Genomic DNA, 24,415 nt, shown 5'->3' with positions numbered 1-24,415 from the left:
GCTTTTGAGCCAACTGGAATTCCGTTACAATCTAGCCTCTCACATCGTCTTCATTTTCAGGATCTCGCTATGACTATTTCAGTTTCTACGCCCCATTGGGATCTGGACGCTACCTTGCCTCCACTTATGCTTGCCAACTTATCTCATTTGGGCCTCATCAAAGTCGTTGGAGAACAAGGCCGCAGTTTTATCCATGGCCAAGTGACCACAGACATCAGCTCATTGGCCACGGATCAATGGCGCTGGGGCGCCCATTGCGATCCTAAAGGTAAAATGCTGGCCAGTTTCAGAACCTTTGCCATTCAAGATGCACTCTTTATGTTGATGCCAAAGGATGCCATCGAAGTCGATTTACCCCAGTTACAAAAATATGCCGTGTTTAGTAAAGCCACCTTAAGCAATGCATCCGCAGAATGGACTCTGCTCGGCGTTGCTGGTGAACAGGCAAGCCAATTCGTGAACAAACATTTTGGTGACATTCAGCAAGAGCTCACACTCATTGAAAACGGTGCGATTTTAAAAGACACTGAACGTTTTATTTTAGTATTAACACCAGATGCCGCAGCAGCTTTAGTTGCGCAATCGGAACTGAGTGTATTTGACGCCAGTGCATGGCAAGCGTTAGAGATTGCAGCAGGTTACCCCAACCTTGCCGCCAGCCATGCCAGCCAGTACGTACCGCAGATGTGTAATCTACAAGCGGTTAACGGTATCAGCTTCAATAAGGGCTGTTACATGGGGCAAGAAACCATAGCGCGCATGAAATATCGCGGTGGTAATAAACGCGCCCTGTATATTTTGCGCGGTCACACCAATCTTCAAATCAACCTAGCATCAGGCCTCGAAATCGCGATGGAAGACAGTTTTCGCCGTGGCGGTCAAATCATTGAGTTTGTACAGCGTGGCAATCAAGTCTTGTTAACCGCCGTACTTCCTAATGACACGCCTAATGATACTCAGCTGCGTTTTGCCGACGATGAACAATCACATTTAACGATCCAAGCCCTGCCCTACTCATTAGATGAAGCGTAATACTTTGATTTAATATGATTAGTATAAAATATTGAAGCAGAATAAAGGCGCCAATGGCGCCTTTATCTTAGTCAATGCACTTCGAGCATCAATTTTCTAAATAAGTATCTCGAATAGCAATTGCTTCTGGCAGGATTTGCTTGAACTCCTCCACCAGCTTAGGATCGAAATGTTTTCCCGCTTGATTTTCAAATAACTCCATAGTTGCTTCAATCGTCCAAGCCTGCTTGTAAGGCCGTTGCGAAGTCAGCGCATCGAACACATCCGCAATCGCGGTGATACGCCCTTCAAGGGGAATTTCTTCGCCAACCAAGCCATTGGGGTAACCTGAACCATCCCACTTCTCATGGTGAGTTAAGGCGATACGACGGGCCATTTGCAATAACGGATCGCTATGTTCACCAATAATCTCTGCACCTATGGCAGCGTGCTGCTGCATAATTTCCCATTCCTGCGCATCAAGTTTCCCTGGCTTTTTCAGCACTGCATCGGGCGTACCAATTTTACCAATATCGTGCATAGGCGCCGCATTAAAAATCAAGTCACAAAAGGTCGTCGGTAAGCCGAGCTTTATCGCTAATATGCGGGCGTAATGGCTCATACGCACAACATGTAGACCCGTCTCGTTGTCCTTGTATTCAGCGGCACGGCCAAGACGACGGATAATCTCGAAACGGGTTTCTTCTAATTCGTGGGTACGAACTTTAACTTGTTGTTCGAGTAGACGTTTTTGATCATAAAGCGCAAGATGCGTTTTAACCCGCGCTTTAACGACAGGCGCACTTACGGGCTTAGTAATGTAATCCACCGCGCCCAATGCAAAACCTTGGGCTTCATCAGCAATTTCAGATAAGGCGGTCACGAAGATCACCGGAATATGGCTGGTCAGCGGCTCTTGCTTTAGCAGCTTGCAGACTTCATAGCCATTCATACCTGGCATCATGACATCGAGTAAAATCAAGTCAGGCCGCGATTTTGTCACTAACGCTAACGCCCTCGGGCCATCGATCGCCACTTTGACTTTGTAATCATCACCTAGAATACCAATCAAAATATCGATATTCTCAGGTGTGTCATCGACGACTAATATTGTTGCTTTTTCCATTAACAACTCCACTCAATGTCACACATTATAAATTCGCGCTACCGCTTTCTATCCTAACTGTGTAATCACATCGTCAATTAAGTCGATTGCCTCATCAAACTGATACTGGTTAATCATAGATAAAGCGGGGCTTAATGTTTGCCACATTGCACTGCTCACCTTCGGCTTTAACGCATCAATTTTTGCCACAGCACTGGCATCGGCTTCATCTAGATTCTGACGTAAGACCCGTAATGCGGCTCTCAAGTCCTCATCTGATAGCAAGTCCACCGCTTGAGGCTCGGCTTGATTCACTATCACAGGCTTAGCCTGTTCAATCGCATCGCAGATAGAGGCCACTAGCGGTTGAATTTGAACTAACTCATCTTCATAGGGCGCTTTCTCTGTTAAATGCAACTCAAGCAAACGCGCTAATTCCACCAATTTTGCCGAACTTAAATTACCCGCTAAGCCTTTAAGGGTGTGGGCGATACGCACGGCATCTTCGACTTGATTCGCCGCAATCGCTTTGCGAACCTGCTCCACGACATTACGTTGACTGCTCACGAAACGATCAAAGATTCTTTGATAAAGACGCGTCGAATGCTGTACCAGTTGCAAACCTCTATCGATATCCAACTCAGGGTGTTCTGGCCACTTGAGCAATACCGTTTTATCAGCGCCATTGCTGACTTCACCCTGTGCGCTGGACGAAGTTAACTGAGTTGAGGCTTCTGCCCTTATCGCTGCAGAAATTCCAGAAGAAGATCCGAGGTATTTCAATAGGGTTTGATAAAGCACATTCACTTCTATGGGCTTGGCAATATGGTCATTCATCCCAGCCCGAAGACACATATCTCTATCACCGGCCATCGCATTCGCAGTCATAGCAACGACAGGTAAATTTGCCAACTCAGGCCTTTTCCTTATCGCTTTAGTGGCTTGATAACCATCCATCACCGGCATTTGACAGTCCATTAACACTAGATCGAAATGCTGTTGGGATAGCTTATCTAAGGCAATTTGACCATTGGTCGCTATGGATAAAATAATCCCCACTTGCTCTAAAAACTCGCTGGCGACTTCGAGATTCATCTCGTTATCTTCCACTAATAAGATACGCTTCCCTTGAAGTGGCAATAATAACTGCGGCGCCAGCTCTTCAGTGCGGCGTCTCACTGGCAATATGCCTTCACGGCCAATCGCATTCATTATGCCATCGAGCATGCGTGAGGCGCTGATGGGCTTACTGATGTACCCCGCCAGTGCTAATTGCTCAATTTGAGTGATAAATTCATGATTCGCATGGGCGGATACCATCAAGATCTTAGGCTGAGACTTAGCCTGTAGTTGGATCTGACGGGCGGTTTCTAACCCGTCCATACTGGGCATTTTCCAATCGATTAATGCCACTTCATAGGTCTGCAGTAAACAGCGGCTTATTGCTTCTTCACCTGAACGAACCGTATCGACTCTAAAGCCCATACTTTCGAGCGTTGTACGCATTATGTCTCTGGCGGTCGCGTTATCATCTACCACCAGCACAGACATGCCCTCAAGCTCTTGCTCAAGCACTAATTTTTGGCCCTCGGAAATTTGTAACTTCACAGTGAAATAGAAGGTGCTGCCATGGCCAAATTGACTTTCGACACCAATATTGCCCCCCATGAGTTCAACGAGTTGCTTACAAATAGCCAAGCCTAAGCCTGTACCACCGTATTTACGGGTGGTTGAAGTATCCGCTTGGGTAAAAGATTTAAATAATTTTGCTTGCTGCTGCTCAGTTAAGCCTATGCCGCTGTCACGCACACTAAAACGCAGCACGACATCATCATCTTGCTGTTCAACAAGATTTAACGACAGTAATACTTCACCCCGCTCGGTGAACTTAATGGCGTTATTCATCAAGTTAATCAACACTTGACCTAAGCGTAGCGAATCACCATATAAATAACGCGGCACGTTAGGGGCGACTGCAAATAACAATTCAATCTGCTTGTGGGCGGCTTTCTCAGAGAACATATCGCTGAGATCTTCTAGCATAGTATCGAGCTGAAATGGCACTGAATCTATGTCGAGCTTACCCGCTTCGATCTTAGAGAAATCCAGAATGTCATTGATAATAGACAGTAAAGACTGCGATGCCCGCTCAATCTTCTCCACATAGTTTTTCTGTTTTTTATCTAATTCGGTCTGTAAGCACAGCTGGGACATGCCGATAATGGCATTCATTGGGGTGCGTATTTCGTGGGACATATTCGCCAAGAAGTCACCCTTGGCTTTACTGGCAGCATCGGCTTGCTCTTTGGCAAGTAACAGTTCATCAGAGAGCAATTTAAGCTCTGTCATATCGACCATACTGATCACAGCCGATTCAAATTGTCCTTGTGCATCTAACAGTGCCGACACATTGACCGTCATCCATAAAGGCGCACCAGAAGGACGAATAAAGCTTCTCTCGCCACGATAATGGTCAATTTTGCCACCGACCAATTCCTTAAATTGCGCCTTGGCGATATGCTTATCTTGCGCGCTAAGGACCTCAAAAATTGCGGTATTGCGTAAACTCTCCCGAGACCGCGCCATATCAGCACAGAATTGGTCATTACAATCTAAGATAACGCCTTTAACATCCACATTGACGATACCAATGGTCGCACCATCGAACAGTGCCTTAAAGTGCGCTTCACTGAGGGCTAACTCTTGTTCTATGCTCTTGCGTTGGGTAATGTCCATTACATACCCATTCCAAGTAATGGCGCCATCTTCTTCTACATGGCCGCTCGCACCCGCCTCCATCCAACGTATGCTGCCATTGGGATGGCGATAACGAAACTCGCGTATCCATTGCAGTCTGTCTTCACTCTGACCCGACAATGCCCGCACGACATCGGGCCTTTCTTCATCAAAAATCCGCTCAGCTATGATGTCAAAATTACTCATTAGATCATCGCGATGTAGCCCCAGCATTTTCATTGCCGCACCAGAGAGAAAGCTAAATCTGCGATCAATAGGCGAGTGCCACAACAATTGGTACACGGTACAAGGAATAGACTCTGTAATATTGGTCAATTGCAGGCGCGAAGCCTCCAACTGCCCTATAGCAAGCTTACTCTCTGTGATGTCATCAATACTGCCGTCGAACCAAAGTGGAACGCCCTCTTCGGTATAACTTGCCTTACCTTTCTCATGTACCCAGCGAATACTGCCATCGCGATGGCGAATACGATATTCCACTTCAAAGGTTTCTTGCTGCGCGAGCGCTCTATCAATATGCAAATGACATGTAGGCCTGTCCTCCTCTAAAATCAGCGAAGCAAAGGTACGTTGGCGATTTTCAATAAACTGACTCGCTGCATAACCCGTAATCTCAGCAATATTGTCACTGATATATTCCATGAACCATACATCCCCGATGCGAGTCCGATAAACGGCGCTGGGAATATTAGTCACTAAGCCACGAAAACGCTGTTCGCTATCACGGATCTTCTGCTCAACGGCCAGTTTTTGTGTCATATCGCGTATTGAAGCCGCCACTTGCCTTTGTCCATCAAAGGCAGGAGGAAGAATACTCAGCGCTATTTCCGCAATAAATTCATTACCATCGGCTTTTAACGCCCGTACATGACGGGCATTTGCCATGCCTCTATCGCGGCCTTCGCGCAGGAATGTTTGCCGCTCAAGTACATGCCCGTTTCCTAACTCTTGCGGCAATAACGCCTCAACCTGCAAACCCAGCATAGCGCCCGTTTCGTATCCAAAGAGCTGCTGACAGCGACTGTTAGTAAAGACGATTTTCCCCAATTCGTCGACGATGAGCATGGCCTCTGGAGCGGCTTCTAGTACGGCATTTGACCAGACTGCCGCTGAAAACTGCTCAGTAACATCGGTAAATAACATCTCCACAGACATTAACTCACCCGTATCTGATAATAACGGCTGCATAAACACATCGAGTCTTCTTAAATGCCCTTTTTCATCAAGCATTTCCACTTGATGCGAAGGCACATTTTGGCCCTTTAAGGCCAAATCGGTATATTCCCAGTTCTTCTCATTGAGGGGATTAGCCGAGAAGAGCCTTTGATATTTGCGCTTGAGCAAATCAGGGGTAATCCCCAACACCTTAGTTACCCCCTCACTAACCTGGGCGAGTTGACCATTGGGTTCGAGGGAACAGTAGAAAGACTTTTCACTCATGCCATCAATTAGGCGCGCAAAGCGATTACCACGGGAATCAAGAATGGCTTGTTCACGTTCTGCGAGTAATTCCGCCATTTGATTGAAGGTATTACTCAGCGTCACAATCTCACTTACGGCACCTTTAGGTACAATGAGCTGCTGAGTTTTACCCTGTCCAAAGGACAAGATACCCGACTCGAGTAGCTCTAGCGGCCGAGTTAACCGTTTCGCCGCGAGATAACAGGTCAGCAATAATAAGAGGGTTAATAAACTTAAATTGAGGATGATGGATGCTAGATCATCAAGCAGGGAGTTGAATAAATCTTGTTCTGGCGCTAATACAATCACACGCCACTTTAATTGCGGTACAGTCGCAATACTCGCAAGATAAACAACATCTTGGTTATCAACAAACCTTGTTTGACCATCAAGCCTTTTATCCTGTAGCGTCCAAAAATCGGCATTTTTATTCTTATCGAGCCACTGGGCTGAAGTCGTTGCCAGCACTTTTTCTTTATCTATATGATAAATAAGCCGCCCTTGGTCGTCTAAAACCACCAGACGATTTGGTGCAATCCCCAATTGTTTTGGCAATCCATCTAAGGCTAAATCAACCGTCGCAACCCCAAAATAATTACCTACCGCACCAAAAGGAGCCGAATAGGTCAACATCAGAATATTCCCAGCCCCCTCATCAAAATATGCCTTTGACCAATAACCGTTCGCTTGATTGATAGCCTTACTCCACCAATCCCAAGTGCCATCGGTATAGTCGTAGCCTTCAGCACCAATATCGAGGTAGTGTAAATCGTTACCACCACTTGTATCGCGGTAAACATAGGGGGAAAAGAGCTTTCGATTGGGGAAGGTATTAGGTTTAAACGCGACTGCGGAGCCAAAAAAATCAGGGTTACGTTTGACTCGATTCATCAAGACACTTTTAACACTCTCAGTGTCATTCATGTCTTCTTTACTTGACAAAAAACCAATAAAATCAGCAAGGCCTTGGGTGTTGGCCTGCGCATGTTCGAGCAGAAACTGCAGACGAGAAGCCGAATGACTCGCCTCTTGTGTCAGGCTATGGTAAAGCCGATTCTCTGAGGAGATATAACTAAACCAAGCGTTTACACCATAGACACTCGCCATAATTAAAATGAGAGGCAAGGCTATGTGGGATAAAATTCTACTGCGAAAAGTACGAAGTTTACTTTTTTCCATGGTGTCGCCCTAAAGCCCTCGATTTTATAAGCACTGCATTTAAAAATAGCACTTATAAAGTAAACGAAGAATTTAGTGGCGACAATGTCAAAGTTAAAATAATGTGAAGTAATTTATTGTTTTAAAAACACTAATAAGCCGTCTCTAAGGTTTGATTAGGTAAGATACGAGCAAAATAGCTTTGGGTTTCGGCGATAATGATATGCCTCAAGCCCACAATGGCGATCAAGTTAGGGATAGCCATCAAACCATTAACCGTATCGGCCAACAACCAAATCACATCCAGTTTGATAAAAGCACCACCCGCAATCAGTACCAAAAACACCACTTGATACATGCGTAATCCGCGCTCACCGACTAAGTAATACCAACAGCGTTCACCATAATAATGCCAGCCCAAAATCGTTGTAAACGCAAAACACACTAGCGCAATCGTCACCAAATACTGACCCACAAGCGCTGAGCCTCCCAGAGCAAAAGCAGCACTCGTCATCGCAGCACCTGCCGTCTCACCACTCCATACCCCAGTGATGATCAGCACTAACCCCGTCATAGTGCAAATGATAATAGTATCGAAGAAAGTACCCGTCATACTGACGAGACCTTGCTCAACGGGTTCATTGGTCTTAGCGGCAGCGGCGGCAATGGGTGCACTACCTAATCCAGATTCGTTCGAGAACACACCGCGGGCAATACCGATTTGAATCGCCTGCGCGACTGTCGCCCCTAAAAAGCCCCCCGCAGCTGAGAGTGGCGTAAAGGCAGATTCAATCACTAAAGCTAAGGCGGGTAAAATCTGCTCGGAGAAACCGACTAAGATCCACACGCAGGCCAGCACATAACCAATCGACATCGCAGGCACAAGTTTTTGCGCCACATTTGAAATGCGCTTAACCCCACCCAAAGTGACGGCGGCAACTAACACAGTCAACACAGTCGCGGTCAACCAAGTCGGCACCTCAAAGGCAATCGTCAGTGCATCGCTGATGGCGTTAACCTGTGCAAAAGTACCGATACCGAAAAAGGCCACACCAACCCCAAAAAGAGCGAACAATTTCGCCATCCAAGGCAGACCAAGGCCGCGCTCGATATAATACATAGGGCCACCCGCAATCTGCCCACGAGCATCGGTGGTACGGTACTTTACCGCCAACATACATTCAGCATATTTAGTCGCCATGCCGAAAAATGCCGCCAGCCACATCCAAAATAACGCCCCAGGGCCACCCATTTTTATTGCCGTCGCCACGCCAACAATATTACCGGTACCGATAGTGGCGGACAGCGCAGTACAAAGCGCGGCAAAGGAAGATAAATCCCCATGACCTTTGGCGGGTTTAAACAACAATCCCATCGCCATCGGCAGACGAAATACTTGGATAAGCTTGAGGCGCACAGTGAGGTAAACCCCTGTACCCACCAGCAAACAAAGGGTAATTGGGCCCCAGACGATGCCATTAATACTGGCAAGTAAAGCTTGAAAACTCATGATATTCCTCGAATATTAAACAACAAAATTAATAAACGGAGGAGGAAAAGAAATGGCTGTGACGCGCCGCAGTCGGACGCTATAGCGAGCTATTTTGACCTAATCTCGGCCGAGAATCGCCTAAGCTGAACGCTAAAAGCGTAGCAAGCGAGAGCTCTACACGAGTGCTTTCAATAAGAGTAAAAGTGCTCCATCTCAAGCAAAAGAGTAAAAATAGCCCACGACGACAAACGACAGGGACTGTGCAGTCATCCTCTCCTCTGTCCTTTTGCCTGAGCGTTTCGCGTCACAGGTTATACAATAACACCACGACACTTTCGCCTTCGGCGCCACCTGATTGCACAATGAGTGCAACTGGTAGTCTCTCCAGAGGCTCGTCCAGTAACAGTCCACGCCTATCGGCACCTGAAAGAGTGCTTTGTTTTTATAAGAAGACTCGCTTCTGTAAAACCAAAGTTGCCTCGTCGGTGTGGGGTCAATTCCCCACTCTCCTGCTACCTTCATCCGAACGGATTGCTAGATTGAGATTTACTCCCAAGCTAACAGGACGCACAGAATGCAACAAATGCGGCGTCAGCTCAAGCCGTTTGCTCACAGTTCGCGGAGGATTTAATCCAGTTGACTATTTTTACACCAAATGACGATTTATGTTTTGTTACTCAGTAGATGATCCTATTACAAGAAAAATCAGTATCTATCTGAATAGAAAATGCTTTATCTTGAACATAGAATGGCAATGCTAAATTGCGGCCACTAAGTAAGTTGCCGCCGCAGTTTGAAACACGGCTTACCACACCCGCCGCCAATGGATATAAAGGAGTTGCTCAATGGCCGACGTCGCTAAGCTTAACCAAGTCACCAAAGGCTTTCGCGATGGTGAGCAATATCATCAAGTACTGCAAGCGGTTAATCTACAGATCCACAGAGGTGAAACCGTGGCGCTTACAGGTCCCAGCGGCAGCGGCAAAAGCACCTTACTCAACCTGATCGCCGGCTTTGAAACGCCAGACTCGGGTGAAATCTTGCTAGAACAAGCGTCCACCTCCACTTGGCAAGACAAAGATTGGAGCCGTTTCAGACGTAATTCCTTAGGTGTCGTGTTTCAGCAATTTAACTTACTCACGCCACTCAACGTGAAAGACAATATCGCCTTCTCCTTAAGTTTAACCGCGCAGCCATGGTCGCCTTGGTGTGACTATCTGGTTGAAAAACTTGGGCTGATGCCACTACTTCATCGGCAAGTTGAAGCCCTGTCAGGCGGTCAACAACAGCGTGTCGCCATCGCCCGCGCCTTAGCCCATAAACCGACCTTGCTACTGGCCGACGAACCTACGGGTAACTTAGATGATGTGTCAGGCAAACAAGTGATGGCACTACTGTGTGAACTGGCACGGGAAAGCCAAACCAGTATCTTGATGGTCACCCACAGCGAAGAATGCGCCGCCTTTATGCAAAAACGTTGGCATTTATCCCAAGGTGCAGTCGCTATCTATGAACAATAAACTGCTCACTAAGGCGACTCCCTCGGGGCTTAGGCTGACGTGGCTCAGCCTAAAGGTTTTTATCGCCCATTATCGCCATGCGCCCATACAAGCAGGTGCCATTCTGCTCGGTATCGCCTTAGCTGTGACTCTGCTCATTGGAGTCAAGGCAACCAACGACAATGCCGTGCGCAGCTATAGCGAGGCGACAGAGCTTTTGAGCCAACGCGCCGATGTGCTACTCACGCCGCCCCTTGGACAAAACACTTTAGATGAATCTGTCTATTTCGCCTTGAGACGAGCCGGATTAAGTCAGAGTCTCGCCGTCGTGAGTGGCAAAATCTCCGGTAAAAACGGTCAGTTCTGGCAACTGGAAGGCAGCGATTTGATCGCTGCATTAACACTACAAAAATCGAGAAGTAACGCCTCGACCGACACACTATCAGCTACCTCGCCACAGATGAATGACTTACCGCTTGCCGATCTCCTCAGCGGCGCAGCCACAGTAATCATGAGCCGCAGCCTAGCTGCCAAAGTGGCGCCCGACGGTAAACTTGTTTTAGAAAATAGCACCTTAGATGTCATTGCAATTGATGACAGTTTTGGTCTAGGAAGCGCCATCTTGGCCGATATGTCCCTCGCCCAGCGATTACTAAACATGCAAGGCAGATTGAGCTATATCGCCATGTTCAGTGAGCGAGAAAACCTACCTAAACTAAAATCCCAACTCGACGCTTTAGGGATTACGCCGCAAAAGGCCAGCTTTAGCCAGCAAGATCAAGGCCAAGCGCTGATAGCGCTGACCCGCAGTTTTCACCTTAATCTTAATGCCATGAGCATGTTAGCCTTCGTTGTCGGCCTCTTTATCGCCTATAACGGTGTGCGCTACAGCCTAATGAAGCGGCAAAAATTGTTAGTACAGTTATTACAACAGGGAATTGAGCGCCGCGCCTTGATGACGGCACTGATGTTCGAATTAATTTTGTTAGTTGTCATAGGTTCAAGTCTGGGCTTTATCAGTGGTTTGCAACTCAGCCACTGGCTGCAACCTATGGTCGCCATGACCTTAGAGCAAATGTATGGCGCCCACTTACTCCCCGGTATTTGGCAATGGACTTGGCTTTTTGAGGCAATTGCCCTCACTTTAATTGCCGCGCTCGCCGCTTGCTTGCCCTTGTATTTAGATCTTACGCGCCAAGCATTGGCACAAGGGGCGAATCGTTATCAGCAAATGCAGGCACACCGCAAAACCCATAGCATTCAATTTGCCTTAGCCTGTGGCTTATTGACCTTAGCGGCATTGCTGTTTCCCTTCAGCCAAAACTATAACATCAGCTTAGTGTTGCTCGGTATCGTCGCTATCGCTATTCCCTTATTGTTGCCGCAATTATTGCATTGGGGCGTCAGTGCGTTAATGCCCTTGGCACGTCCCGGATTATGGCAATATCTGCTCGCCGAAACCCGTGAGCTTATTGCACCGCTTTCCCTTGCAATGATGGCGATCTTACTGGCGCTCAGTGCCAATGTGTCGATGAACACCCTCGTTGGAAGCTTCGAGCAAACCCTGCGGACTTGGCTAGAAACCCGCTTGCATGCCGATCTCTATATCCGCCCACCGAGCCAGCATATCGACACGATTCAAACCCAATTGATGCACGATCCTAGAGTCAGCGGTCTTTATCAGCAGTGGCAGATTGAAGCCCAGCTTTCACTGCCAGTTTCGACGGATAATCCGAGCGAGCAGACGATTCCGGTGAGCCTACTCAGCCGCGATGAATTTTCGACTCGGCACACCAGTGCGCTTAAGGAAAGCCTGCCCACATTGTGGCAATCCTACTTTAATGCACCCGTTGTATTGGTGAGCGAACCTCTTGCCATCAAATACCAATTACAGCTTGGTGATACTGTGTCATTGGATGTGCTCGAGAAAACAGGTAACAGCAAAGCCATTATCGGCGGCATTTATTATGACCACGGCAATACCCGAAACGAGGTCATTATCAGCCAGCCACTTTGGCAACGGGCCCAGTTACCTGTACTGCCAGTCAGTTTAGCCGCAAGTTTTCACGGTAAAGAGCAAGGCAGTAGGATAAGTGAAGCAGAACTCGATCAACTACAAGTCCAACTGGCGACTGAGCTAGGTTTATCCCAAGCACAAATCTACAGCCAAACTAAGATTAAAACCCAAGCTATCGCTATGTTTAAACGCACTTTTTCCATTACCTTAGTGTTGAATAGTTTAACCTTGATTGTCGCCGCGATTGGCCTCTTTAGTGCCTGCTTAATGTTGACTCAGGCAAGGCAAGCGCCACTGGCACGGCTGTATTCCCTCGGCGTCAGTCGTAATGCTCTGCGCGGTATGGTGTTTATGCAAATGCTGATTGTGGTACTGATCACTTGCCTGCTCGCTATGCCAACGGGCGCGCTGTTAGGTTACCTGCTTATTAATAAGATCACCTTGCAAGCCTTTGGCTGGACGATAAAAATGATTTGGGATTGGCAAGCCTATGGCCATGCAATACTGATTGCCTTAACCACCTGCACCTTAGCCGTACTCTTACCGCTGTATTGGCAAACCCGTAAACCACTGGTCGCCAGTCTGCAGCAGGAGACACTGTGATGAAAACACTCAGTATTGTATGGGCAGTGGTTGGGTTAATGCTGATCGGCGGCTGCGATAAAACGCCATCGACGCAAAACACTCAGTCCAAATCCATGGCCAATGTGGTGGGGAAAACCTCTACTAATCAAGATGATTTAGCTTTTACGCCTGTTGTTCCCGGCTATAAATTTGAATTTCCGCGGGATCACTTAGCACATAACAGTTTTCGCCAAGAATGGTGGTATCTAACCGCGAATTTGACCACAGAAAAAGGTGAGCAACTCGGCGCCCAGTGGACGCAGTTTAGAGTCGCCCTTAAACCCCCTGCTCCGCAAGAAACAACTCTGCAAACAATCGCTCCACAAACAACAGTTCCGCAAGGAACAGATGTGATAGCTAAAAGTGAATCCACTTGGGAGACTCAGCAGCTTTATTTAGCCCACAGTGCATTAACCTCGAGTAATGCTCACTTGGCCCACGAAAAGTGGTCACGCCGCCATAGCAAGTTTGCCGAGGTGAAATTAGATCCTTATCAAATCCGCCTCGATAACTGGCACTGGCAGAGCGAAACCAATGCACTCTTTCCCGCCACCTTAACGGTGGAGAATCCTGATTTTAGCTACCGACTTAAGCTGAATAGCCAAGCACCACTGCAATACCAAGGCGTTAACGGCTATAGCCTTAAAAGTCACGATGGCCAAGTAGCCTCTTACTATTACAGCCAGCCCTTTATTGAAATTTCAGGTGAAATCAACCGCAATGGCAAAGTGGAGCAAGTCACAGGCCAAGGTTGGCTCGACAGGGAATGGAGCTCGCAATTTCTCACTAAAACGCAACAGGGCTGGGATTGGTTCGCGCTCAGGTTAAACGATGACTCGACGCTGATGTTGTTTCAGCTACGGGATCAGTCGCCAGCAGAGAACACAAAGAATGCGCCTATCTCGGCATTTTATAGCGCCAGAAGAATGTTTGCCGATGGTACAGGGCGCAACATCAATTCCACTGACAATCCCAATGACATTCAGATGACGCCTCTTAAATGGCAACACACAGTCAATGGCGACTATCCCGTTAGCTGGCAAGTAAAAATCCCCAGCGAAAATATCGATCTCACTATCACCCCGCTCAATGCCAATAGCGCTATGCCATTATCAACGCCCTACTGGGAAGGCCCAGTGCAACTCTCTGGCAGCCATACAGGTACGGGTTATATGGAGCTAACGGGCTATTAACGTCTTATATATACTAAACAATGTGAATATAACTAATTGTTCCTAAATATGTTCTATCGCAGGATTTCGCAAGCATGCACGTCAGCTATTGCTCTTACCCAGAAATTTTATAAACACCTGTAACTGGTAAAAAGTATAGGATTCCTATCTACACACTTGTGCTTCCGTTAATGTTCACAGGTTCCAGATATACACAATAGTATTCTCCATAAATGTACTCCTCACTATGTCCTAGTGAGGACAGTGCTAACCGCTTAAATATCAAACTGGGAGTTAGATCACTCGCAAAACTTTGATCCGGATCGACTATCGCTTTCAATACCTCTTGTGAGGTATACCCACATTTTTTATCAGGTCTAGACTCGCCAGTATCAGCACTCGGTTACCCTCCTTTTTAATCTTAAGTAACCGAGTTTACGCTACTACAGGTCATCCAATATGAGTCAGGAATACCACGTCACCAGCCTTGTGGTGCATGCCACGCCTAAAACCTTACAGCAGGTTGAAGCCAATATCCGCGCATTAGTGGGTACTGATATTCATGCAATTACACCCGAAGGAAAATTGGTCGTTACCCTAGAAGGGAGTAGCCAAAGAGCGATTCTTGACAATATTGAAGCCATCAATGCCCTGTCCGGCGTGTTATCTGCCAGCTTGATTTACCACCAAGTAGAACCCTTAGTACAAGAGAGTGAGGAAATATTATGAGCATAAGCCGCCGCGAGTTTCTCAAGGCCAACGCAGCGGTTGCCGCTGCGACGGCCGTTGGCGTCACACTTCCCATTAAGATGGTCGAAGCCGCCGAACAAGCTGACAGTATCAAGTGGGATAAAGCTCCCTGCCGTTTCTGCGGTGTGGGGTGTAGCGTATTAGTGGGCACCCAAGCGGGCAAAGTGGTCGCCACTAAGGGCGATCCTGAAAGTCCAGTCAACCGTGGCCTTAACTGTATTAAAGGTTATTTCCTATCAAAAATCATGTACGGCAAGGACAGATTAACCACGCCATTGCTGCGGATGAAAGACGGCAAATACCATAAAGAAGGTGAGTTCACCCCAGTCAGCTGGGATGTGGCCTTCGATACTATGGCCGCGAAATGGAAACACAGTCTCGCCACCAAAGGTCCGACGTCAGTGGGTATGTTTGGCTCCGGCCAATGGACTATTTGGGAAGGTTATGCCGCCTCTAAACTTCATAAAGCAGGTTTCCTTACCAACAACATAGATCCCAATGCGCGCCACTGCATGGCCTCAGCCGTAGGCGGCTTTATGCGCACCTTCGGTATCGATGAGCCCATGGGTTGTTATGACGATTTAGAAGCCGCCGATCAGTTTGTGCTCTGGGGCGCAAACATGGCGGAGATGCACCCAATTCTGTGGGCACGAATATCCGATAGACGTTTAAGCAGTCCAACGTGCCGAGTGCATGTGCTGTCGACCTTTGAGAACCGCAGCTTCGATTTAGCCGATAACCCTATGGTGTTCCGCCCACAGTCGGACTTAGTGATCCTCAACTATATCGCCAATTACATTATTGAAAATAAAGCCGTTAATACCGACTTTGTTACCAAACACACTAAGTTTGCCCTTGGGGTAGATGATATCGGCTATGGCCTGCGTCCAGACCATCCATTAGAGAAAAAGGCTAAAAATCCAGGCAATGGTAAATCCACGCCCATTAGCTTTGACGAGTATGCCAAGTTTGTCAGCACTTATACGCTGGAATATGCCGCCAAGATGAGTGGCGTCGAGCCTGAGAAGCTGGAGATTTTAGCCAAAGCCTATGCCGACCCTAACGTTAAAGTCATGAGTCTGTGGACCATGGGGATAAACCAACACGTTCGCGGTGTGTGGGCAAACAACATGCTCTACAACATCCACTTACTCACGGGCAAAATTGCCACTCCAGGTAACAGTCCATTCTCGTTAACAGGTCAACCTTCGGCTTGTGGGACTGCACGTGAAGTCGGTACTTTCGCCCATCGTTTACCCGCCGATATGGAAGTCACTAACGACAAGCACCGCTCCATTACCGAAAAGCTATGGCAAGTGCCTGAAGGGACAATTCCCGCCAAACCTGGCTACCATGCCGTACTCCAAAGCCGTATGCTCAAAGATGGCAAGCTCAACTGTTACTGGACCATGTGTACCAATAATATGCAGGCAGGCCCTAACATCAACGATGAGATTTACCCTGGCTTTCGTAACCCAGAAAACTTTATCGTGGTTTCAGATCCCTATCCAACTATCACAGCCATGGCGGCAGATTTAATTTTGCCAACGGCAATGTGGGTTGAAAAAGAAGGAGCTTACGGCAATGCCGAGCGCCGTACTCATATGTGGCATCAGCAAGTAAAAGCTCCAGAAGGCGCAACCTCAGATCTGTGGCAACTAGTCGAATTTTCGAAACGATTCAAAGTCTCCGAAGTCTGGCCAGCCGAACTGATAGCCAAACAACCGGAATACGCGGATAAAACCTTATATGAAGTGCTATTTGCCAATGGCGTGATCGACAAGTTCCCAACTTCCGATTGCAAAGCCGAATTAAACGATGAGAGCGAACACTTCGGTTTCTACCTGCAAAAAGGGATTTTCGAAGAATATGCAGCTTTCGGTCGTGGCCATGGCCATGATTTAGCCGACTTTGACCGTTACCACGAAACCCGCGGCCTACGCTGGCCAGTCGTTAATGGCAAAGAAACGCTGCGCCGTTTCGTTGAGGGGAGCGATCCTTATGTCAAAGCGGGTGAAGGCTTTAAATTCTATGGCAAGCCAGATGGCAAAGCGGTGATTTTCGCCCTGCCCTATGAACCCGCCGCCGAAGAGCCGAATGAAGAATACGATTTGTGGATGTCGACTGGCCGCGTGCTGGAACATTGGCACACAGGCTCGATGACCGCACGCGTACCAGAGCTTTACCGTGCCTACCCCGACGCGCAGATTTTCATGCATCCAGAAGATGCGAAAGCTCGCGGCGTACAACGTGGTGACGAAGTCATAGTGGCCTCACCGCGCGGTGAAGTGAAAACCCGAGTTGAAACCAAAGGCCGTAACAAACCGCCACGCGGCGTAGTATTTATGCCTTTCTTCGATGCGCGCCAGTTAGTCAACAAACTGATATTGGATGCGACCGATCCCCTGTCAAAAGAAACTGACTTTAAAAAATGCCCAGTGAAAGTCTTCAAGGCGGAGAATAACCAATGAGAAAAATACTCACCTTAACTGCGTTACTCGTCGCCATTACCGGCTGTTCAGGCCAGCAAACCGACACCAACGTAGCACCAGTTAATATTCAATCCCTCGCAGGAAACATGGCGATCACCGACATTCGCCCAGCCGATGCCATGGCGATTTATCCCAGTCGCGGCACCGCCATTGAGCGCAGTTTTAGCGAGCAACCACCGCTCATCCCACATAAAGACGATTACAAGATCACCTTAGATAAAAATGGCTGTTTAAGCTGCCATAGTTGGGACAAGGCAAAACGCATGAAAGCCACGCCAGTAGCTAAGTCCCACGTGATTGATGATAAAGGCACAGTCAACGGACATAACTATGCCTGTACTCAATGCCACGTCGCTCAGGCCGAAAACAAGCAACCACTCGTCGAGAATCAATTCTCCGGCAAGTAAATCTCCATCCCCTGCAGAGCAAAGCCATCCGAGTTTATGAGGGTGGCTTTTTTGCTATTTAAGCATCCAATCCTAATGAGTTGGCTTAGAGCCAGTAATGAGCATTCAAGTAAATATAAGACTAAACGTCTATCGCTGGTTGAGCATCCGTTGCTGAACAGTACTTTCGCCGAGGAAGGATTGAGCAGAAGTTAAAAAGGCAGAGTGAGAATCGAGGGAAATAAAAATAAGAGCAGAATCTAAAACACAGAAAAGTAAAAACCCAGCCTAGGCTGGGTTTACTTGTTGTTTTGCTTTATGCAAATCACCCGCTGGAGCCGTTTTAGTTACTTGCGCCGCTTTAGCGTTTTGCACATCTTTTGCCACAGGCATAGCCGCCTGCCACAAAGCACCTACCCACAGACTTGAACTTGATTTCATCGGTATTCCCCTGTTTTGTTAACAAGGTCAAAGTAATACTTAGGCTATCATTAGTAAAATGAATAAATTCCATAATATGGATTCCATTTGAGCATGAACATCCCAATCAAGACCTTACAGTGTTTTCTGACCTTAGTGGAAACTGAAAACTTTACCCGCGCCGCGCAGAAATGTTTTATCACCCAGCCGACACTAAGCAAAATAATCCAGAGACTTGAAGAAAGCCTTGGTGAAACCTTGCTGATCCGGAATAACCAAAAGGTTGAGTTAACTCAAGCTGGTCAGCTCTTTGAGCACAGTGCACGGGAAATCCTCGGCCAATGGCATAGGCTGCAGGAGGACATGAGTAACCTTAGCGGTCTTAAATCGGGGCGGTTGCGACTGGGTGTATGTCCTATGATGAGCAGTCTTATTATTGGTTTGCTCACTAGCTATCGTAAGCGTTATCCGGGAGTTGAACTACACATGTATGAGTACGGTGGATTCGGCTGCGAACAAGCATTGCTCAATAACAGTCTCGATATCGCCTTTACCGCGCTACCCACGACCCATGAGACAGAACTCGTCAACCAACCCCTGACTAAGTACCCTTTACTCGCATGCCTGCCTGAAGGACACCCCTTAGCCGAGAAAGACCACTTAAAATGGCAGGACTTCCAGCCCTATCCTTTTATCCTCTATAACGAAGACTTCTCCCTCGCTAAACTGATTAATCGCCTCAGTCGCAAAGCAGGTGTTCAACTCAATATTGCCTTTCGCAGCGGCCAGTGGGATTTCCTTGCCGCCATGGTCGAAGCCGATATGGGCGTCGCTATTTTACCTGAGCCTATCTGCAATCGATTAAGCACCAGTAAACTGGTCTTTAAACCTATGCAGCCCGCAATGACATGGGATCTGGCGCTTATTTGGCGCCAAAGTTTACCTTTAACACCGGCAGCCAAGGCCTTGCTCGAATTGAGTAAACAAAAAACTGAACGCTGAGAAGATAAAGCAAGAACTAATACCAATCACATTATTTTAAACAACGGGATACGAAACTTCGTCAGCCATAGCGGGTAATTACAGTTGGGTCTCACCCATAAAAAAACCGCTGCGAGCCTAGAGGCCGACAGCGGTTTTTATTTGCTAACTAAATATTAGCCCAAATAAGTTAAGAATTACTTCTTAGCTTCAGCAGCTTTACGTTCTTTAACTTGAGCAACAACTTTCTCAGCTACGCTAGCTGGACATTGGCTGTAGTGTGAGAACTCCATAGAGAACTGACCACGACCAGAAGTCATTGTACGTAAAGTACCGATATAACCGAACATTTCTGATAACGGTACGTCAGCTTTAACGCGAACACCTGTTACACCAGCAACTTGGTCTTTGATCATGCCGCGACGACGGTTTAAGTCACCGATCACATCACCCACGTTGTCATCTGGGCTGAACACGTCAACTTTCATGATTGGCTCAAGAAGTTGTGGTTTAGCTTTAGCGATAGACTGACGGAAAGCGCCTTTAGCAGCGATTTCGAACGCGATTGCTGATGAGTCAACTGCGTGGAATGCACCGTCAGTTAATTCGAACTCAACGTCTAACACTGGGAAGCCAGCGATAGTACCTGTGTTCATCATGCTCGCGAAACCTTTCTCAACTGCTGGCCAGAATTCCTTCGGAACGCTACCACCAACAACTGAAGATTTGAACACGAAACCAGTGTTTGGCTCACCTGGGCGGATGATATATTCGATCTTACCGAATTGACCAGAACCACCAGATTGTTTCTTGTGAGTGTATTGATCTTCAACCATTTGAGTAATGGTTTCACGGTAAGCAACTTGTGGCTCACCTACGATCAATTCAACACCATAAGTACGCTTCAGAATGTCTACTTTGATATCTAAGTGAAGTTCGCCCATACCTTTAAGGATGGTTTCACCTGAATCTTCGTCAGTTTCTACGCGGAATGATGGATCTTCAGCGATCATCTTACCGATAGCGATACCCATTTTCTCAGAACCGCCTTTATCTTTTGGCGCTACTGCGATAGAGATAACTGGCTCTGGGAACACCATAGCTTCTAAGGTAACTGGGTGTTTCACGTCACATAAAGTGTGACCAGTTTGAACGTTCTTCATACCCACGATAGCGATAATGTCGCCAGCTTGAGCTGATTCAATTTCAATACGGTCGTCAGCGTACATTTCACACATACGGCCGATACGTTCAGTTTTGCCAGTCGCGCTGTTCAGGATGGTATCACCCTTCTTCAGACGGCCTGAGTAGATACGTACGAAAGTCAGGGCACCGAAACGGTCATCCATGATTTTGAACGCTAACGCTTTTAATGGCTCATCAGCAGAAACGATAGCGAATTCGCCAGTTTCGTTGCCTTCTTCGTCAGTCAATGGTTGTGGATCAACTTCGTCTGGTGCTGGTAAATAATCAACAACAGCATCAAGAACCAGTTGCATACCTTTGTTCTTGAACGCAGAACCACAGTATGTTGGGAAGAATGCCAGTTTGCGAGTACCAGTACGAATACAACGCTTGATGTCTTCGATAGATGGCTCTTCGCCTTCCATGTACGCTTCCATCACTGCATCGTCTTGTTCTACTGCAGTTTCGATCAGCATTTCACGGTATTCTTCAACCATGTCAACCATATCAGCAGGAACGTCTAATACTTCGAAGTTTTCTGGAATACCAGAATCATCCCACACGTATGCTTTACGAGTTAATAGGTCAACAACACCAGTGAATTCGTCTTCAACACCGATTGGCAGAACCATAACCAGTGGAGTTGCAGCTAATACGTCTTTAGTTTGCTTAACAACGCGTAAGAAGTCAGCACCCATACGGTCTAACTTGTTTACGAAGATAATACGCGCAACTTCAGATTCGTTCGCATAGCGCCAGTTAGTTTCTGATTGAGGCTCAACACCGCCTGAACCACAGAATACACCGATACCGCCATCAAGCACTTTCAGAGAACGATAAACTTCAACGGTGAAGTCAACGTGTCCTGGGGTGTCGATAACGTTGAAACGGTGATCTTTCCAGAAGCAACTTACAGCAGCGGACTGAATAGTAATACCGCGCTCAGCTTCCTGTACCATGAAGTCAGTGGTAGATTCACCATCGTGAACTTCACCGATTTTATGGATTTTACCGGTTAGCTTAAGGATACGCTCGGTGGTCGTGGTTTTACCCGCGTCAACGTGAGCGAAGATACCAATGTTTCTGTATTTGGATAATTCGGTCATGATTCAACTTTAATGAGTAGTTTAAGAAGTAGACGGAGTATGCGACAAACACCGACACACCGCACATCAGATTATTTTAGGCGCATATTGTAAATTGGAACCCTGCTCGGCGCAAATGGCTAGAGTACTTTTTCACGATAAAGTCGCGTAATAATTTAGGTAAATAGCCATAAACACGAACTAAAACAGATAAGTAAAACACTTTAGCTTATTTTTCACTCAATCAATAAAAACCGTTAAATAAACCTCATTTTAATGGGATAAGGCGATTTTCAAGGGATTTCTATCATATCGTCAGTACAAACATCAAACATTAACCTGCAAGCATGGATGCTAGAACAATCATGTTATACCTATCTCCAAAATAGAGATGACATCCGCGACTCACTTCAATCGCAGTCTTTTACCCAAATAACCACAAATCAGTCTTGAGTAACCCCTTACGTGTCGATGCACATTTGATTACGCCCTTGTGCTTTAGCACGATAAAGGGCTCGATCTGCCCGCTCAAAACACAATTGTATAGGTTCGTTTTCTGCGAGCTTAGCGATACCAAAACTACAAGTTAAGTGAACATTGTCAGTAAATTGATAATTGTTAATCCTCTGCGCAATCCGCACACACAAGCTTTCAACTAATGGCAATGATGACTGTTGGCAGAGGATTAAAAATTCTTCGCCACCCCAACGTGCGACCACATCAGAATCACGCACACAGTGCTGTAATACCTGTGACACTTGCTCAAGAATGCGATCGCCGACGTTATGCCCTAGCGTATCATTAATCTCTTTAAAGTAGTCGATATCAATCATTACAAGGCACATGCCTGCCCCAACAGATCTATCATGCTGCTCGTTATTAATAAAAAAGCGATTAAAGTAATGTCGGTTATACAATTTAGTTAAGGGGTCGTGGGTAGATAAAAATTCGAGTTCGGCATTTGACGCTTCAAGCTGTTCGCGTAAAGTTTCCAACTGCTTATTCTTATCGGTTAATCTTCGATTATATTGACTCATAAAGTAAGTTCTCGCCCCCAACATTAGGAGCAACAGACACGTCGCGCAGATAATTTGATACACAAGCGAATAGTTAGTCTCATCTATCACAGTCACATTATTCCACTTCTGATAAATCGTGATCCGCTCTTGCTCACTCACAGTGTTTAAGGCTTTATTTATCAGAGGTAGCAAGGACTCTTGACCATAAGCGACCCCCATCCGTAACTCATCTTCCGGCCCGCCCCAACCCGCAATTTTTAAATGATCAAATCCCATTTGTTGAATGTAAGCGTTAACCGAAAACATTGATCCAACAAACAGATCTGCACGTTTATCCAGAACCGACTGCAATCCCGCAGGTTCACTGGCAACAGTAAGCATCTCTATCTGAGGATAATAATGCTGAATATACTCGGCTAAACGATAACCTTTGGGCACGGCTAAAATACGCGTATTGATATTCTCCAATCCTTGCAGAAAAGGCTGTTCTTTAAGTGAAACAAGCACATTTGGTGAGCGGAAATAGACATCACTGAAGTGCAGATAAGTCTCGCGGATTAGCGTTTTATTCAACATAGGGGTTAAATCGCACTGACCACTTTGTAAAAAAGATAAAGTTTCGATCCAAGAAGATGTCGGCACTAGCTGAAACTTAAGGGAAGAATGTGACTCAACATGACGAATATAGTCCGATGAAATCCCCAGATGCTTACCTTCTCGTATTCCTTCATAGGGCAGCCAATCAGGATCAACGCAATAACGGACTATCACAGCAGACTTGACGCTAACATCTTGATCCGCAAGTTTAGTACTAGACACCAGGAAACGATCCGCATTCACCAGTAATGGCATACACAGCAATAGCGACACTAACCTCAATAAGCCACGCAATTCCATTGAAATTTCAACCTAAAAGCTGATGCTAGATGGGGAATGTAAAAAAGTGTATACGTGAAAACCACACAATACCAATTCCCATCATTGCTTATACGAAACGCTCGTTTGTCCATTGTGTCTTAACGCCTTCGTACATCAGCAAAACTTATCTTCATAAGGTGATCAGTTGATGGGAAAGAACGTTGCTAAGTTCACTCAGTCCTAAATTCACTCAATCTGAGTTTGGTATCACATTTAAAAAAGCCAATATTTATCGCTTGCTTCATCAGCAGGACTATCCTAAATAACCCCCCTTACTCGCCATCCAAAGCCATCACAGCGCCTTTTGCAAACCGCGATTATATGCAGCTGCACCTCGCCTTAACTTCTACAGCTACGTTCTTTGGCCGCTATACCGCGATCATGATGGACTGTGCGGGGGCATCAAATAAAGATGGCAGAAGATTTTATAATCTGAGATAAAACTGCAGCCTTATTCTCCGGAACTGAATCTGATAGAACAGTTGTCGCGGATATTAATAGAATTGATATAAAGCCAAATGGTGCAAATTATTCGTATCGTGGAAGGTAAAAAAGGGATTATCGAGAGAAAAATAGGAGGAAAACTGACTAATTGAATAGACACTAGGCTGGATTTCACAAATTACAGACGCAAAAAAGCCAGCTTATTCAGCTGGCTTGGTTACATCTCAATGAGATAATTAGGCGCTTGGCGATGACCTACTCTCACATGGGGAGACCCCACACTACCATCGGCGCGTTTGCGTTTCACTTCTGAGTTCGGGATGGGATCAGGNTCTATCTCTTGTGGATTGCTAGGATCGATAATTGCCGGCATCAAAGAGACAAACTCAATTCCGAACATTTTAGCTGCACCACCATCGGCAATGCACCAAGGACAGAT

Annotated in this window: 14 protein-coding genes, 1 rRNA gene and 1 riboswitch; of the genes, 8 read left to right on the top strand and 7 right to left on the bottom strand. The window is 46.6% G+C overall.

Annotation, left to right across the window (positions count from 1 at the left end; translation table 11 throughout):
* The first annotated feature begins 69 nt into the window (after positions 1–69).
* Positions 70–1,032, top strand: coding sequence for a tRNA-modifying protein YgfZ (gene ygfZ, locus HUB64_RS14640; RefSeq protein WP_173497274.1), 963 nt, complete (start codon positions 70–72; stop codon positions 1,030–1,032).
* An 88-nt stretch (positions 1,033–1,120) separates the two neighbouring features.
* On the opposite strand, the gene HUB64_RS14635 is transcribed toward ygfZ, so the two are convergent.
* From HUB64_RS14635 to HUB64_RS14625, 3 genes are all read right to left on the bottom strand, one after another.
* Positions 1,121–2,137, bottom strand: a complete 1,017-nt coding sequence (locus HUB64_RS14635; RefSeq protein WP_028759378.1) for a two-component system response regulator — start codon at positions 2,135–2,137, stop codon at positions 1,121–1,123.
* A gap of 48 nt (positions 2,138–2,185) precedes the next feature.
* Entirely contained in the window at positions 2,186–7,513 is a 5,328-nt protein-coding gene (locus tag HUB64_RS14630) for a PAS domain S-box protein (protein WP_173497273.1), read from the bottom strand.
* Between the two features lie 130 nt (positions 7,514–7,643).
* Entirely contained in the window at positions 7,644–9,002 is a 1,359-nt protein-coding gene (locus HUB64_RS14625; protein WP_105251512.1) for a sodium:alanine symporter family protein, read from the bottom strand.
* A 250-nt stretch (positions 9,003–9,252) separates the two neighbouring features.
* A riboswitch (glycine riboswitch) is annotated at positions 9,253–9,382 on the bottom strand.
* 447 nt (positions 9,383–9,829) lie between these two features.
* Between HUB64_RS14625 and HUB64_RS14620 the strand changes: the two genes are divergently transcribed.
* The 6 genes from HUB64_RS14620 (at position 9,830) to napB (ending at position 17,945) form a co-directional block, all read left to right on the top strand.
* Entirely contained in the window at positions 9,830–10,504 is a 675-nt protein-coding gene (locus HUB64_RS14620) for an ABC transporter ATP-binding protein (RefSeq protein ID WP_173246740.1), read from the top strand.
* Positions 10,494–13,103 (top strand): ABC transporter permease, encoded by a 2,610-nt coding sequence (locus tag HUB64_RS14615; RefSeq protein ID WP_173497272.1) that lies wholly within the window; start codon positions 10,494–10,496, stop codon positions 13,101–13,103. The genes HUB64_RS14620 and HUB64_RS14615 overlap by 11 nt, the downstream gene beginning before the upstream one ends.
* Positions 13,103–14,317 (top strand): lipocalin-like domain-containing protein, encoded by a 1,215-nt coding sequence (locus tag HUB64_RS14610; protein WP_173246746.1) that lies wholly within the window; start codon positions 13,103–13,105, stop codon positions 14,315–14,317. Before HUB64_RS14615 ends, HUB64_RS14610 begins: the two co-directional genes overlap by 1 nt.
* Positions 14,318–14,755: 438 nt before the next feature.
* Positions 14,756–15,025, top strand: a complete 270-nt coding sequence (locus HUB64_RS14605; protein ID WP_071940060.1) for a chaperone NapD — start codon at positions 14,756–14,758, stop codon at positions 15,023–15,025.
* Positions 15,022–17,517: a nitrate reductase catalytic subunit NapA gene (gene napA / locus HUB64_RS14600; protein ID WP_173497271.1), complete on the top strand. Its 2,496-nt coding sequence runs from the start codon at positions 15,022–15,024 to the stop codon at positions 17,515–17,517. The genes HUB64_RS14605 and napA overlap by 4 nt, the downstream gene beginning before the upstream one ends.
* Entirely contained in the window at positions 17,514–17,945 is a 432-nt protein-coding gene (gene napB / locus HUB64_RS14595) for a nitrate reductase cytochrome c-type subunit NapB (protein WP_113939717.1), read from the top strand. The genes napA and napB overlap by 4 nt, the downstream gene beginning before the upstream one ends.
* Positions 17,946–18,212: 267 nt before the next feature.
* Here napB and HUB64_RS14590 read toward each other — a convergent pair whose 3' ends face one another.
* Entirely contained in the window at positions 18,213–18,365 is a 153-nt protein-coding gene (locus tag HUB64_RS14590; protein WP_081729124.1) for a hypothetical protein, read from the bottom strand.
* Between the two features lie 93 nt (positions 18,366–18,458).
* Between HUB64_RS14590 and HUB64_RS14585 the strand changes: the two genes are divergently transcribed.
* Entirely contained in the window at positions 18,459–19,346 is an 888-nt protein-coding gene (locus HUB64_RS14585; protein WP_105251505.1) for a LysR family transcriptional regulator, read from the top strand.
* A gap of 176 nt (positions 19,347–19,522) precedes the next feature.
* On the opposite strand, the gene fusA is transcribed toward HUB64_RS14585, so the two are convergent.
* From fusA to rrf, 3 genes are all read right to left on the bottom strand, one after another.
* Positions 19,523–21,616, bottom strand: a complete 2,094-nt coding sequence (gene fusA / locus HUB64_RS14580; protein WP_105251504.1) for an elongation factor G — start codon at positions 21,614–21,616, stop codon at positions 19,523–19,525.
* 440 nt (positions 21,617–22,056) lie between these two features.
* Positions 22,057–23,511 (bottom strand): diguanylate cyclase, encoded by a 1,455-nt coding sequence (locus HUB64_RS14575; protein ID WP_173497270.1) that lies wholly within the window; start codon positions 23,509–23,511, stop codon positions 22,057–22,059.
* Positions 23,512–24,218: 707 nt separating this feature from the next.
* A 5S ribosomal RNA gene (rrf, locus tag HUB64_RS14570) occupies positions 24,219–24,340 on the bottom strand.
* Between the last annotated feature and the right edge of the window lie 75 nt (positions 24,341–24,415).

Origin of the sequence: Shewanella sp. ISTPL2, from assembly GCF_013283205.1 — a bacterium.
GTDB lineage: Bacteria > Pseudomonadota > Gammaproteobacteria > Enterobacterales > Shewanellaceae > Shewanella > Shewanella oncorhynchi.
Note: the sequence above shows the minus strand (reverse complement) of the source record. Positions and strands in the feature narration are given on the sequence as shown.